This window comes from Rhodothalassium salexigens DSM 2132 (assembly GCF_004341375.1).
GTDB lineage: Bacteria > Pseudomonadota > Alphaproteobacteria > Sphingomonadales > Rhodothalassiaceae > Rhodothalassium > Rhodothalassium salexigens.
Genome location: NZ_SLXO01000001.1, coordinates 402485 through 416812 on the forward strand (window position 1 = coordinate 402485; position 14328 = coordinate 416812).

A 14328-nucleotide genomic window follows, 5' to 3' on the forward strand; every position below is an offset into this window, starting at 1 on the left:
TCGCTCCTGGTCGATACGCCGCGCGGCCGTCGCTGCCGCGCGCGGACACGGTGTCGCTCCCGCGCCCATCTTGGAAAGAGCGCGCAGTATCGCCACGCGCGCCCCGCTGTCAAGCCCGAAGGCGGCCGCGCCGGGCTACCGGTCAGCCCCGGAACCGGCGGATCAGGCTGGAGGTGTCCTGGCGGTGGCCGCCCATGGCCTGAACGTCGGCGTAGAATTGGTCGACCAGCGCGGTCAGCGGCAGGCTGATGCCCAAACGCCGGGCCTCGTCGAGCACGATGCCCAGATCCTTGCGCATCCAGTCGACCGCGAAGCCGAAGTCGAACTCGCCGCGCACCATGGTGTGGGCGCGATTGTCCATCTGCCAGGACTGGGCCGCCCCCTGCCCGATCACATCGACCACCGCGTCGGCGTCGAGCCCGGCGGACTGGCACAGGTGCAAGGCTTCCGACAGCCCCTGGACGATACCGGCGATGCACACCTGGTTGACCATCTTGGCGGTTTGCCCCGCGCCGGCGTCGCCGAGCCGGCGCACCCGCTTGCCATAGGCGGCGAGTGCCGGTTCGGCGGTGTCGAAAGCGCCCTGGTCGCCGCCGCACATGATCGTCAACTGGCCCGCCTCGGCCCCCGCCTGGCCGCCCGACACCGGCGCATCGACGAAGCCGAGACCGCGTTCGGCGGCCGCCTCGGCCATCTCGCGCGCCAAGGCGGCTGAGGTGGTGGTGTGGTCGACGAACACCGCGCCCTCGGCCATGGCGGCAAACGCGCCGTCGGCGCCGGTGCACACCGCGCGCACGTCGGCGTCGGCGCCCACGCAGGCCATCACCAGATCGCACCCGCGCGCGGCGTCGGCGGGCGTGGCGGCATGGGCGGCGCCGGTTTCCGCTGCCCAGCGCTCGGCCTTGGGCGCCGTGCGGTTGTAGGCGGTAACCCGGTGACCGGCCCGCACCAGATGGGCGGCCATGGGATAGCCCATCACGCCGAGGCCGAGAAATGCCACTTTGAGAGTCATGCGAACCTCGCTAAAGTCTTGGTCCAAAACCGAACGGCGGCCGGTCGACCGGGCATACCGCATCGCGCGAGCCGGCGCAAAGACCGGCCGGGCGCGCCCGCCAGGGGGGCCGGCACACACAGCCAACGATAAAACCGATAACCGAAGATCGGGGGGAAACGATGAAGCTTTTCGTGCGCTTGACGCTGGCGGCGCTACTGGTGGTGGCGGCACTGGCCGGGACCGCCGTCTATGTGATCAGGGACTCGCTGCCGCCCCATGAAGGCACGCTCGACCTCGACGGCCTGGAAGGCGAGGTCACGGTGACCCGCGACCGTTGGGGCGTGCCGCATATCGAGGCCGGGTCGCTGCACGACCTTTATTTCGCGCTCGGCGTGGTCCACGCTCAGGACCGCTTGTGGCAGGTGGACGTGCACCGCCGTATCGCCTCGGGCCGCCTGGCCGAGCTTTTTGGCCCCGCCGCGCTGCCCACCGACAAGTTTCTGCGCACGCTGGGCTTTCGCCATCGCGCCGAGGCCGCACTCGGCGGCCTGTCGGCGCAGACCCGCGCCGTGCTCGACGCCTATGCCGCCGGCGTCAACGCCTATGCAGACCAGGCACCACACCTGTTGCCGCCCGAATATCAGATCCTGCGCGCCGACTATGACCCCATCGACGCCGCCGACACGCTGGCTTGGCTGAAGGTCATGTCGCTCGACCTGAGCCGCAATTACGGGCTCGAACTGGATCGGCTGGCGCTGCTCGGCCGGTTGAGCCCCGAGCAGGTGGCGGCGTTCCTGCCCGCCTATCCCGGCGACGACCGCCCGCCCCTGCCCGACCTGGCGGCGCTTTATGACGGCGCCAGCCTGGCCCGCCTGGACAGCAGCGAAACCGCGCCGCCGCCGCCCGACGCCGGGTCCAACAACTGGGTCGTCGACGGCAGCCGCACCGCCAGCGGCAAGCCGATCCTGGCCAACGACCCGCATCTGGGGCTCAACACGCCGTCCTTGTGGTATCTGGCCCATCTGCGCCTGACCCGCGCCGACGGCACGGTCAAGAACGGCGTCGGCGTGACCATGCCCGGCGTGCCGGCGATCATCCTCGGCCGCAACGACCGGCTGGCCTGGGGGTTCACCAACACCGGACCCGACACCCAGGACCTGTATCTGGAAAAGCTGCTGGGCGACGACGGCTATGCCGCGCCCGACGGCCCGGCCACGTTCAGCGTGCGCGAAGAGATCATCGCGGTCGACGGCGCCGAACCGGTCAGCTTGCGGGTGCGCGAGACGCGCCACGGCCCGGTGATCTCGGACGTGCTGCCGAGCGCGGCTGAGACCCTGCCCGAGGGCCATGTGCTCAGCCTGCGCTGGACCGCGCTGGCCGACGACGACAGTTCGGGCGAGAGCGCCCACCGCATGCTGGAAGTGACCAATTTCGACGATTTCCGCCGGGTCATGGCCGACTATGTGACCCCGCAGCAGAACATCGTCTATGCCGACGTGGACGGCAATATCGGCTATTATGCCCCGGCGCGCGTGCCGGTGCGCCCCGACACCGACACCACCCACGGCATGGTGCCCAAGCCGGGCTGGAAGCCGGGCTTCGACTGGTCGGGCACGATCCCCTATGACGAGTTGCCAAGGGTCTATAACCCGCAAGACGGCATGATCGTCACCGCCAATTCCAAGGTGGTCGGCCCCGACTATCCCCACCATCTGACTTGGCGCTGGGCTGAGCCCTTTCGCACCGACCGGATCACCGACCTGCTGACCCGCCGGCGCGACCACACGCTGGACAGCATGGCGGCGATCCAACTGGACCACCACTCGCCGGTGGCCGACGCCCTGCTCGGGCGCATGTTGACCCTGGCCACCGAGGCCGACGCCGGCCACGACGACGTGCGCACGGTGCTGACCGCCTGGGACCATGAGATGGATGCCAGGCGCCCGGCGCCGCTGCTGTTCGCCGCCTGGCACCGGGCCCTGGCGCGCGCCGTCTATGCCGACGAGTTGGGCGACCGGTTCGACGAATTCTTCAGCCACAAGACCCGCTTCCTGGCCACCGTGCTGGCCGAGGACGCCGGCGCCGAGGCGCGCGCCTGGTGCGACGACGTGACGACCCCCGACGCCACCGAGAGCTGCGCCGAGCGGGTTGCCCTGGCGCTCGACGACGCCATGACGACGCTGAACGCGCGCTTGGACGGCGACTGGCGCGGCTGGGCCTGGGGCGATGTGCACCGGGTGATCCAGGAACACCGGCCGTTCTCCAACGTGGCCCCGCTCAAGGACTGGTTCGAGCTCAGCGCGCCGATCGGCGGCGGCAGTTATACGGTCAATGTGGCCAGCGGCACGTTCCGCGGTCCCGAGCCGCACGCCAACCGCGCCGGCGCCGGCTATCGCGGGCTGTTCGACCTGGCCATGCTGGATCGGTCGCGCTACGTGATCGCCACCGGCCAGTCGGGCCACTTCCTGTCGCCGCACTATGACGATCTGTTCGAGCTGTGGCGCGACGGCCGCTATATCCAGATCCCGGCGCGCATACCCGAAGGCCCCGACGCCAAACGACTGGTGCTGAGCCCGGCGGGCGACCCGGCGGACTGAGCCGTCCGGCCACCGCCGACACGCCACGACCGGGGTGCGGGCGACCCGTCCGCCCCCGGTCCGCCCCCCGGTCTGCCAGCGCCCCGCGCCCCGGTCGATGCCCCGGTCAACGCAATGTTAACCGCACTCTGCGAGCGTGCAGCCTCGTCACAACAGCTAGGGCCGCGCCATGGCGCAGATCAACAACCGCCCGATCATCAAGAAAAAGAAGATCATCCAGGCCGACGGGCACCATGGCGGTGCGTGGAAGGTGGCCTATGCCGACTTCGTGACCGCGATGATGGCCTTTTTCATGCTCCTGTGGCTGTTGAACGTGTCGGACAAGGAGACGCTGGAGGGGCTGGCCGACTATTTCTCGCCCACCTCGGTGTCTGAGAGCGGCGACTCCGGCTCGGGCAAACCGTTGGCCGGCACGTCCCTGTCGGCGCAGGGGGTCCAGGCTTCGGGTTCGGTCGCGGTAAAAATCCCCGCCCCGCCGCCGACCTCCACCGAAGATTCCCAGCAGGTGGCGCGTGCCGCCCAGGAATCGGGCCAGGATCGCGCCGACTATGAGAACAAGATCAACGAACAACCGAGCGAAATCCTGCAATCGCTGACCCAGCAGATTCGCGTCACGCTCCAGGAATCGGCCGAACTGAGCAAACACCAAGACCAATTGATCACCGAGCAGATCGAAGAGGGTGCGCGCATCCAGTTGATCGACAAAGATAACCGGCCGATGTTCAAGTCCGGCTCGGCGGACCCTTACGAGTTCACGGAAAAGCTTCTGCGGGTCATCGGCGAGGCATTGGGGCAGTTGCCCAATCGCATCGAGTTGATCGGCCATACCAACCGCGGCGATGCCGACAGCGTCGGGCGCGCGGCCTATACCAACTGGGAACTGTCGTCAGACCGCGCCAATGCCGCGCGTCGCGTGCTCGCCGGGTCGGGTGTCGCCAACGACCGTTTTGCCGCCGCCATCGGCAAAGCGAACAGCGAACCGCTCTACCCCGATGCGCCGTTCCGCCCGGAAAACCGCCGCATCGCCATCACCGTGCTCCGCGAGGCGCCGGTGGTCCCACGCGCCTCGGACGGCGGCTTCTGATCCCACCCGACGGCACCGCCGACCGCAGCCCCGTCAACCGCTTCGACAGCCTCCCCGCCAGCCCCCCGGCAGCAGCTTGACCAGCAACGCTCTGGACACTCAGCACCTTTTGCGGTTTTGATGGCGGGTGGGTGGCGCGCCGCCGGGGCCATTTGGCGGCCGGTCCGGCTGGGCCATGCGCTTGCCCTCTCTTTCATCTGTCCCAAGGCGCCGGAGAGAGCCGGACACTCCATGGTCACACTGGACCCGTCTTTTCACATGTGGGTGACGTTCGCGATCATCCTCGCCGCCATCGTGTCCTACGCGCTGGACCGGGTGGCGTTGGAGATGACGTCGCTTGCCACGTTGGTCACCCTGTTGGTGTTCTTCAACCTGTTCCCGCTTACCGGGTCGGACGGCCACATGGCGCTCACGTCGCGCGATTTGCTGGCGGGATTCGCCGACCCTGCGCTGGTCGCCATCCTGTCGCTGATGGTGATGGGCCAGGGCATCGTCCAGACCGGCGCGCTCGACAACACGATCAAGCGCGTGGTCGATCTGGGTGCCGCGTCGCCGGTGCTGATGACCGCTGTGGCGCTGCTGATCGTGGCGCTGTTGTCGGGGATGCTCAACAACACGCCCATCGTGGTCATCTTCATCCCGATCATGGCGGCGTTCGCCAAGCGCGCGCAACTATCGCCGAGCCGGGTGATGATGCCGCTCAGCTTCGCCGCCGTCCTGGGCGGCAACCTGACGCTGATCGGCTCGTCCACCAACCTGCTCGCCGCCGGCGCCTACAAGTCGCACACCGACAACACCATCGGCTTTTTCGACTTCACCATCGCCGGCGCCATGATGGCGGCGGTGGGCTTGGCCTATGTGATCTTCATCGCACCGCGCCTGTTGCAGGATCGCGCCGGGCTGCGCGCCACGGTGGCCGGCGGCGGCCGGCAGTTCATCGTCCAGCTCGAAGTCACGCCGGGCAGCACGCTCGACGGCCAGACCGCCAAGGCGGGGCTGTTTCCGGGCTTGAAGGACATGACCGTGCGGATGATCGTCCGCCGGGAAGAGGCGCTGTTGCCGCCGTTCGACGACCTGTCGCTCAAGCCGGGCGACCAGTTGATCGTGGCGGCCACGCGCCAGGCGCTCACCGACCTGCTCAAGGCGTCGCCCGGCCTGCTGAAAGGCGCGTCGGAACAGGGCACCGCGCATGCCGGCGACGACGAGCCCAAGGCGCTGCCCGACGTGGCCGACCGGGTGATGGCCGAGGTGGTGGTGGCGCCGGCGTCGCGCATGGTCGGCCGGTCGCTCAGCCAAATCGGCTTCTATGCCCAGACCGGCTGCGTGGTGCTGGGCATCCAGCGCCGGTCGCGCATGATCCGCCAATCGATGAACACGATCCGGCTCGAAGCCGGCGACACGCTGCTGGTCATGGGCTCGCGCGCCGACGTCAAGAACCTGCGCTCCAACCGGGACGTTCTGTTGCTTGAATGGTCGGCCGAAGACATGCCCACCTCGCACCAGGAATGGATCGCCACCGGTATCTTTCTGGGCATCGTCGGCGTCGCGGCGACCGGCGTGCTGCCGATCGCCATCGCCGCGCTGACCGGCGCGACGCTGTTGTTGGCGGTGGGCTGTTTGAACATCCGCCAGGCCGCCCGTGCGGTCGATCAGCGCATCGTCCTGATCGTCGCCGCCGCCCTGGCCATGGGCCGGGCCATGGAAGCCACCGGCGGGGCGCAGTTCCTAACCCATTCCATGCTCGGGCTGTTGCAGGGCTCTGGCCCGCTGGTGGTCATCTCGGCGTTCTTCTTGATGGTCGCGCTGATGACCAACATCCTGTCGAATTACGCCACCGCCGTGCTGTTCACGCCGATCGGCGTGTCGATCGCCCAGAGCCTGGGCGTCGACCCGTTCCTGTTCGTGATCGCGGTGATCTTCGGTGCCAATTGCTGCTTCGCCACACCGCTCGGCTACCAGACCAACCTGCTGGTCATGGCCCCCGGGCACTACCGTTTCGCCGACTTCCTGCGCGTCGGAACGCCGATGATCTTGGTGATTTGGTTATTTTTTACCGCTATGATGTGGTTCTACTTCGGACTTGGCATTTGACGCGCAATTTTTTGGCTCTCGGACAAGAAAACCGTGACGGATCAGTCGCTTCAGTTCCCCCGCTTCTACGTGACCACGCCCGCGCCGTGCCCCTATCTGGCCGGCCGGGAAGAACGCAAGGTGTTCACCGAACTGCACGGTGACGACGCCGAATCGCTCAACGAGGCGCTCAGCCGGGTCGGCTTCCGGCGCAGCCAGTCGGTCGCCTACCGTCCGGCGTGCGAGGGCTGCTCGGCCTGCATCTCCGTGCGCGTGGTCGCGCCCGAGTTCCGACCCAACCGATCCATGCGCAAGGTCGCGCGCCGCTGCGGCGACCTCAGCCGCACGCTGGTGGCACCGCGGGTCAGCGAGGAACAGTACGACCTGCTCAAACGCTATCTGGAGACCCGCCACGGCGACGGCGGCATGGCTGAGATGAACTACCAGGAATTCGCCGATATGGCCGAGAACAGCCCGGTGCGCACCGCAATGATCGAGTATCGCGACCCGGCGGCCGAGGGCGCACTGGTCGGCGCCGCGCTGACCGACGTGATGGCCGACGGCCTGTCCATGGTCTACAGCTTCTTCGATCCGGCGTCAGATCGGCCCAGCCTCGGCACCCATATGATCATGGACCATATCGCCATCGCTCAGGAAATGGGACTGCGCAACGTCTATCTGGGCTACTGGATCGCCGAAAGCCGCAAGATGGCGTACAAAGCCCGCTACCGCCCGCTGGAGCGCCTGGGCCCCGACGGCTGGTACCGCTTCGACCCCGACCGGCCGGACCCGTCGGCCGGTCGGCGCGGCACGCTGCCCGACCGGCTGTCGCCGAGCGACGATCCGGGCTCGGTCGCCTCGCGCATCGCCCGCAGCCAATACCGCACCCCCTGAGGCGGTCGCGCACGCGATGACGCCCGAGACGGCGACGGCGACCGCGGCGGCGACCGGCCTCGCAGGCCAAGCCGACGCGTGCCGGACCGCCGCACGCCGCAGCCGGCGTCAGATAGCGGCCGGTCAGCCCATCTCCTTGAGCAGGCGGCTTTTCTCGCGCTCCCAGTCGCGCTTTTTCTCGTCCTCGCGCTTGTCGTGCTGCTTCTTGCCCTTGCCGAGGCCGAGCGCCAGCTTGGCGATGCCCTTGGAATTGAAATACAGCCGCAGCGGCACCAGGGTGTAGCCGCGCTTTTGCACATAGCCGCCGAGCTTGTCGATCTCGCGCCGGTGCAGCAACAGTTTGCGCGGCCGGCGCGGTTCGTGATTGAAGATATTGCCGTGGCTGAATTCGGGAATATGGGCGTTGATCAGCCAAGCCTCGCCGTCGCGGATTTCGGCGTAAGACTCCTTGATGTTCGCCTTGCCCTCGCGCAGCGACTTCACCTCGGTGCCCTGCAGCGACAGCCCGGCTTCGACGGAATCCTCGATATGGTAATGATGGCGGGCGGGGCGGTTGTCCGCCACCAGGGTGATCCCGCCGTCGGTCTTCTTGGTCATGCCGAGCCTGCCTCTTGCCGCTTGCCGTCGATCGTATCCGCGTCGAGCGCCGCCAGCGCGGCATCCACCGCCGCGCGCGCCGCCACACCCGCCGGGGTAATCGGCAAGCGAACCTCCGCGCGGCATCGACCCAGGCGTTCAAGCGCATATTTAGTGGGTCCGGGGCTGGCGTCCAGAAACAACGCCCGGTGCAGCGGCGTCAAGCGATCCTGTAGCCGGCGAGCGGTGCCGTAGTCGCCGGCCAGGGCTGCGCGCTGCAGGGCCGCGCACAGCCCTGGCGCCACATTGGCGGTGACCGACACACAGCCCTGCCCGCCCATGGCATTGAAGCCGACCGCGGTCGGGTCCTCGCCCGACAGCTGGACGAAACCGGGGTCGGTCAACAGCCGCAAACGGGCGACCCGTGCCAGATCGCCGGTGGCGTCCTTGACGGCCACGATCCGCTCATGGGCAGCCAGCTCCGCCAGCGTTTCCACATCGATGTCGGCCGCCGACCGGCCGGGGATGTTGTAGACCATGATCGGCAGCGGCGAGGCGTCGGCGACGGCCCGGAAGTGGGCCAGAAGCCCTCCGCGGCTGGGCTTGCTGTAATAGGGCGTGACCACCATGGCGGCGTCGGCGCCCAGGTCAGCGGCGCGCGCCACCCGGTCGATGGTGCCGGCGGTGCTGTTGGTGCCGCAGCCGGCGACGATCGGGACCGCCCCGGCCGCGCCGGCGACGCCTGCAGCGATCACCGTGTCCCATTCGGCAGCCGACAGGGTCGGCGCCTCGCCGGTGGTGCCGGCCAGAACCAAAGCACTGCTGCCGGCGTCTATCTGCCAGGCGATCAGCGCGTCAAGCGCCGCCCGGTCGACCGCTCCGTCGCGAAACGGCGTCACCAGCGCCGGCATCGAGCCTTGCAAGATCATCGCAGACACTTTCAATCGGTTCGGCGAAAAAGTTGGCGCAAGCTAACGGCTTTCCCCCGGCCCCGCAAGCCGCCCCCATTCCGGGGACCGCCAGCCCGTCACCGTCAGCCCACGCCCAGCTTGACCACGCCACCATGGCCGCAAAACGGCGTGCGCAAGGCCCGGTTAGGGCGGCTCATCGGCGCTTGGCGCTCGCCAGGCGCTCGCCCGCGCCGAGGCCGAAGCGGAAAAACGCGCCGGGAAACGAGCACCGAAACGTCACCCGCCGCGATTTCGAGCCCGCTTCGACCATCGCTGGATCGGGCTGCCCTGGACCGCGCGTCGGCGAGGGCTTAGGCTGGAGCCTCCTACCGACAATGAGGGAGCGGCAAGGGCATGAACGGACGGGTGTTTGTGGTCGGTGTTTCGGCGCTCCTATGGCTCATGCCGCTCGCCCCGATCAGCCCCACCGCAAGCAGACCGTCGCCGCCCAACTCAGCCGAGACCGGCTTGGTCCGCACCGCCGCCGCCCTGATCCAGCCGGTCCGACTGACGCGCACCGCCCAGGCCCGGCCGCTGTCGGACACCGCCCGCGGCGGGCTCGACGTGCTGCCGCGACGCAAACCGGCACCGCCCGAGCGGTTGATGCCGACCGCCCACGCCGCCGCCTTCCGCGACGCCTTCGACCATGCCCGCGCCGGCCGCCTGACCCGCGCCCGGGCAGCGGTGGCGGGGCTCGACTATCCGGCGCTGCAAACCGCGCTCACCTGGATGGCGCTGCGCCGGGCCTTCGCCGCTGATTTCGACACCTATCAAGGCTTCCTCGCCAACCATCCCGATTGGCCCAGCCGCAACCGCATCCTGGCCAGCGCCGAGGCGATGGTCGACGGACGGGTGCCGCTCGACCAGCGGCTTGCCTGGTTCGGTGCCCACCCGCCGCAGACCGGCCGCGGCCGGCTTGCCTATGCCGAGGCGCTATTCGAGGCGGGCAGGCCCGACGACGCCACGCCCTATCTCAAGGCCGGCTGGCACAGCGCGCCGCTGACCGGCGCCGCGCAGCGCCGCATTCTGGCGCGATGGGGCGACCGGCTGAGCCCGGCCGATCATCAACAGCGCGCCCATTACTGGCTGTGGCAACGCAACCGCTCGCAAGCCTACCGGATATCCGGGCAGTTGTCGCCCGACCAGCGGAAGCTGGTGCAAGCCCGGCTGGCGCTGATCGGCTTTGCGCCCGGCGTCGATGCCCGGATCGCCGCAGTGCCCGAGGCGCTGCTCGACCATGCCGGGCTGGTCTACGACCGGGCCTATTGGCGCCGGGTCAAGGGCAAGGACGACAGCGCGCGCGACCTGCTGTTATCGGCGGATGTGGACGGCGCGGACATCCTGCGGCCCAGCCGTTGGTGGCAGGAACGCCACTATCAGGCGCGTCAGGAACTCAAGGCCGGGCGCTATGACACTGCCTACCGGCTGGCCGCCGAACACAAGCTCTACGGTGCGATCGCGCCGCAGACCGAGATCGAGACCCTGCCCGAGATCGACAGCACCGACGTGCCGCGCCGGCTGCGCGCCCAGATCGCCGAGGCGGAATTCCTCGCCGGCTGGCTGGCGCTGCGATTCCTCGACCGGCCCGGCCAGGCGATGGACCATTTCCGCCGTGTCTACGACATGGTCAACTTCCCCGTGTCGATCGCCCGCGCCGGTTATTGGACCGGCCGGGCCGCCGAGGCGCGCGGCGACCCGGTCTCGGCCAGCCTGTGGTACCAACGCGCGGCCGAGCACGGCGCCTTCTTCTACGGCCAGTTGGCGGCCAGCCGGCTGGGCCAGTGGCCGGCGCTGGCCAACGATGGCGAGGCACCGGTGACCGACCGCGACCGGGCCGCGTTCAAAGCCGACGCCCGGGTTCAGGCGGCGCGCTATCTGGCGCATTTGGACGAACAGGTGGCGTTGCGGCTGTTGCTGTCGCACATGGTGGAGACCGCCGCGACGCCAGGGCTCCGGCGGCTCTATCTAGATCTGGGCCCGGCGATCGACCGGCCCGATGCCTCGCTCGCCGCGGCCAAGCGACTGGCGCGTACCGGCCGGCTGGTGCTCGACGCCGCTTATCCGGTGATCGACGTACCCGACCGGCACCGTCCGCGCCTGCCGCTGATCCTGGCAATCACCCGCCAGGAAAGCGCCTTCAACGCCGGCGCGGTCAGCCATGCCGGCGCCATGGGATTGATGCAACTGACCCCGCCGACCGCCAATCTGGTCGCCCGCCGGCTCAACCGACCGTTCGATCGCCAGCGCCTGGTCTATGACCCGACTTACAATCTGGACCTGGGGGCGGCCCATGTCCGCAGTCTGCTGGAACGCTATGACGGCTCCATCGTGCTGGCGCTGGGGGCCTATAATGCGGGTGGGCGGCCGGTGGGACGCTGGATCGACACCTATGGCGACCCGCGCAAGCCCGGCGTCGACGTGGTCGACTGGATCGAGACCATCCCCTATTCGGAAACCCGCAACTACATCCAGCGGGTCATGGAAGCGGCGGTGGTCTACCACGCGCGCCTGTCACCGGGCGACGGTGCGGCGGTATCGCTTGACGAGATGTTGCATTATGGCCGCCCCAACGCCGCGCGCCCGACCCTGATGCGCTGATCGACCGACGCCAACTTGCATAAGCCGATCGGCGCCGGTGCGCGCCGCGACCGCGCCACACGACCGAGCGGTGGCCGCGCCAGCGCCACGAAACCGCGCCGGCGATCGGCTCACCCCGGCCGCGGCCACCGAAGCCCCGGAACACCGGCCCCTGGATTAGCAGGCCGAGCCCCCTCAGCGCGGATCATTCCGCGGCACGGCTTTGGGTGGCGAATTGCAGGTCGGCCAGCCGCCGATAGACCGGGCTTGCGGCCAGCAGTTCCTCATGGCTGCCAAGGGCGATCACCCGGCCCTTGTCAACCACCACGATGCGGTCGGCGGCGCGCACGGTGGCCAGCCGGTGGGCGATGATCAGCGTGGTGCGCCCGGCCATCAGGGTATCGAGGGCGGCTTGCACGGCTTTCTCGGTCTCGCTGTCGAGCGCCGAGGTCGCCTCGTCGAGCAGCAGCACAGGGGCATCGCGCAACAGCGCCCGGGCGATCGCCAAGCGCTGGCGTTGGCCGCCCGACAGGCGCACGCCGCGCTCGCCGAGATTGGTGTGGATGCCGTCGGGCAACTCGCGGATGAAGTCATCCGCACGCGCCGACGTCAGCGCGCGCTCGACCTCGGCATCCGAGGCGCCCGGCCGGCCGTAGCGCACATTCTCCAGCACCGAATCGGCAAAGATCACCGTATCTTGAGGCACGAACGCCACCGCCTTGCGCAGATCGGCCGGGTCGAGAGCGCGCAGGTCGAGCCCGTCGAGCCGCACGGTGCCGGTCTGCGGATCGAAAAAGCGCAGGATCAACTGGAACAGCGTCGACTTCCCGGCCCCCGACGGTCCGACCACCGCCACCGTTTCGCCCGGCGCGATATCGATCGACAGGCTGTCGAGCGCGGCGGCGTCGGGGCGCGAGGGATAGCGGAAGGTCACGTCTTCGAACGACACCCGGCCCGACACCGGCGCAGGCAAGGCCTGCGGGTCGTCGGGCGCGGTGATTGCGGCCTCGGCCTTGAGCAGTTCGCGCAACCGCCCCGACGCGCCGGCGGCGCGTTGCAGGTCGCCATAGACTTCGGCGATGGCGCCAGCGGCCCCGGCCACCAGGACCGCATAGGCCACGAAGGCCGCCAACTGGCCGCCGGTCATGGTGCCGCCGACCACATCCTTGGCGCCTTGCCAGAGCACGAAGTCGATGGCGCCGAACACCAGGACGATGACCACCGCGGTCAACAGCGAGCGCACCCAGATGCGCTGGCGTGCCGCCTCATAGGCGCCTTCGACCGAGTGCGAAAAACGCCCGCGCTCGCGGTCTTCCTGGGTGAATGCCTGAACCACATTGATGGCGCCGAGCGTCTCGCCCGCCAGGGTGCCCAGATCCGCGATACGGTCCTGCGACGAGCGCGACAACCGCCGCACCCGCCGGCCAAGCACGAAGATCGGCACCAACACCAACGGAATCGCGATCGCGATGGTCGCCATGAGCTGCGCATTGGTGACGAACAGCATGATCACGCCACCGAAGAAGGTAAGGATATTGCGCAGCGCGATCGATACGCTCGACCCGACCACGGTCTGGATCACCGAGGTGTCGGCGGTCAGGCGCGAGACGATCTCACCGGGGCGGTTCGCCTCGAAATAGGATGGATGCAGCCCGACCACACGGTTGTAGACCGCCTTGCGCAGGTCGGCCACGACCCGCTCGCCGAGCGTCGTGACGGCAAAGAACCGCACCGCCGTGGCCAGTGCCAGCACCATGGCGACGATGAACAATTGCAGAAAATAGCGATCCACCGCGCCGGCCTGCCCCCCGGCAAAGCCTTTGTCGATCAACGGCTGGAGGGTGTAGACCAGCGTGAGCGACGCAATCGTCGACATCACCAATGCCACCACCGCCAGCACCACCCGACCGCGATAGGGCCGCGCATAGTCCAGCAGCAGCGTCAAGCGCCGCAACCGTTGAGAATTCTGCGCGCCGCCCTCGTCCTCGGGTTGTGCCGCGTCGGGGTATGTCGACCCCGGCGCGTCCGGGGCTTTGCGGCCATCATCGGCGGTCATGGGGGCGTTGCCGGACCACTTGGCCTCGGCGGAATTGGGTTGGGATCGTGACACGGTGGCCCTCTTGGCAACTGTTTGGTGGCTTGTAGCAAGTTGCCAGGGCGGGAGCAATGCGGCGCCGGCGCCGAGCCCCCCCAAAACAGCCGAGAAAATCCGGCTCAAACATCAGCGAGGCCCTTGCATCGACCGGTTCGATACAGTACGAGCCGGGTTTCTTCTGCGCGGAGAGAGTCCATGAAGGAAGGTATTCATCCGGAATATCACACCATCAAGGTGGTGATGACGGACGGCACCACGTTTGAAACCGGCTCCACCTGGGGCAGCGAGGGCGACACCATGCAATTGGAAGTCGACCCCAAGTCGCACCCGGCGTGGACCGGCGGTGCCCGCAATCTGATCGACAAGGGCGGTCAGGTGGCGCGCTTCAAGAAGCGGTTCGGCAACTTCACCTTGAAGAAGTAAGCGGCCTGCCGCGGCCGGGCGATCGTTCGCCCGGACCGGCAGCCCTCAGACGACCAAAGGCGGCCCGG

Annotated in this window: 10 protein-coding genes; 6 read left to right on the forward strand and 4 right to left on the reverse strand. The window is 68.6% G+C overall.

Annotation, left to right across the window (positions count from 1 at the left end):
- Nucleotides 1-142 precede the first annotated feature (142 nt).
- On the reverse strand, nt 143-1012 hold the full coding sequence (locus EV659_RS01730) for an NAD(P)-dependent oxidoreductase (protein WP_132706884.1): 870 nt from the start codon (nt 1010-1012) through the stop codon (nt 143-145).
- A 161-nt stretch (nt 1013-1173) separates the two neighbouring features.
- Between EV659_RS01730 and EV659_RS01735 the strand changes: the two genes are divergently transcribed.
- The 4 genes from EV659_RS01735 to EV659_RS01750 all read left to right on the forward strand — a co-directional run bounded on the left by EV659_RS01735 (nt 1174) and on the right by EV659_RS01750 (nt 7639).
- Nucleotides 1174-3591 (forward strand): penicillin acylase family protein, encoded by a 2418-nt coding sequence (locus tag EV659_RS01735; protein WP_132706886.1) that lies wholly within the window; start codon nt 1174-1176, stop codon nt 3589-3591.
- Nucleotides 3592-3760: 169 nt separating this feature from the next.
- The gene (locus EV659_RS01740) at nt 3761-4675 is read left to right on the forward strand and encodes a flagellar motor protein MotB (protein WP_132706887.1); all 915 of its coding nucleotides are present in this window, start codon (nt 3761-3763) and stop codon (nt 4673-4675) included.
- Nucleotides 4676-4906: 231 nt separating this feature from the next.
- A complete protein-coding gene (locus EV659_RS01745; protein ID WP_132706888.1) occupies nt 4907-6766 on the forward strand; it encodes an SLC13 family permease in 1860 nt (619 codons plus the stop codon).
- 33 nt (nt 6767-6799) lie between these two features.
- Nucleotides 6800-7639: an arginyltransferase gene (locus tag EV659_RS01750; RefSeq protein ID WP_132706890.1), complete on the forward strand. Its 840-nt coding sequence runs from the start codon at nt 6800-6802 to the stop codon at nt 7637-7639.
- 123 nt (nt 7640-7762) lie between these two features.
- On the opposite strand, the gene smpB is transcribed toward EV659_RS01750, so the two are convergent.
- Together smpB and dapA are read right to left on the reverse strand one after the other, a co-directional pair.
- Nucleotides 7763-8236 carry an SsrA-binding protein SmpB gene (smpB, locus tag EV659_RS01755; RefSeq protein ID WP_132706891.1) on the reverse strand — a complete coding sequence of 158 codons (474 nt, stop codon included), beginning with the start codon at nt 8234-8236 and terminating at the stop codon, nt 7763-7765.
- Nucleotides 8233-9141 carry a 4-hydroxy-tetrahydrodipicolinate synthase gene (dapA, locus tag EV659_RS01760; protein WP_132707159.1) on the reverse strand — a complete coding sequence of 303 codons (909 nt, stop codon included), beginning with the start codon at nt 9139-9141 and terminating at the stop codon, nt 8233-8235. The genes smpB and dapA overlap by 4 nt, the downstream gene beginning before the upstream one ends.
- A 492-nt stretch (nt 9142-9633) precedes the next feature.
- Between dapA and EV659_RS01765 the strand changes: the two genes are divergently transcribed.
- The gene (locus tag EV659_RS01765) at nt 9634-11763 is read left to right on the forward strand and encodes a lytic transglycosylase domain-containing protein (protein WP_132706892.1); all 2130 of its coding nucleotides are present in this window, start codon (nt 9634-9636) and stop codon (nt 11761-11763) included.
- A gap of 184 nt (nt 11764-11947) precedes the next feature.
- Here the strand turns inward: EV659_RS01765 and EV659_RS01770 are convergent, their stop codons facing one another.
- Nucleotides 11948-13852 (reverse strand): ABC transporter transmembrane domain-containing protein, encoded by a 1905-nt coding sequence (locus EV659_RS01770; RefSeq protein WP_200287805.1) that lies wholly within the window; start codon nt 13850-13852, stop codon nt 11948-11950.
- A gap of 180 nt (nt 13853-14032) precedes the next feature.
- On the opposite strand from EV659_RS01770, the gene rpmE reads away from it, so the two are divergent.
- Nucleotides 14033-14260 carry a 50S ribosomal protein L31 gene (gene rpmE, locus EV659_RS01775; protein WP_132706894.1) on the forward strand — a complete coding sequence of 76 codons (228 nt, stop codon included), beginning with the start codon at nt 14033-14035 and terminating at the stop codon, nt 14258-14260.
- The last annotated feature ends 68 nt before the right edge of the window (nt 14261-14328 follow it).

What these genes read in the sequence shown, in the direction of transcription:
- rpmE (WP_132706894.1), top strand. Translation starts at nt 14,033, where the DNA reads ATGAAGGAAGGTATTCATCCGGAATATCACACCATCAAGGTGGTGATG.
- EV659_RS01745 (WP_132706888.1), top strand. Translation starts at nt 4,907, where the DNA reads ATGGTCACACTGGACCCGTCTTTTCACATGTGGGTGACGTTCGCGATC.
- EV659_RS01730 (WP_132706884.1), bottom strand. Translation starts at nt 1,012, where the DNA reads ATGACTCTCAAAGTGGCATTTCTCGGCCTCGGCGTGATGGGCTATCCC.
- smpB (WP_132706891.1), bottom strand. Translation starts at nt 8,236, where the DNA reads ATGACCAAGAAGACCGACGGCGGGATCACCCTGGTGGCGGACAACCGC.
- EV659_RS01740 (WP_132706887.1), top strand. Translation starts at nt 3,761, where the DNA reads ATGGCGCAGATCAACAACCGCCCGATCATCAAGAAAAAGAAGATCATC.
- EV659_RS01735 (WP_132706886.1), top strand. Translation starts at nt 1,174, where the DNA reads ATGAAGCTTTTCGTGCGCTTGACGCTGGCGGCGCTACTGGTGGTGGCG.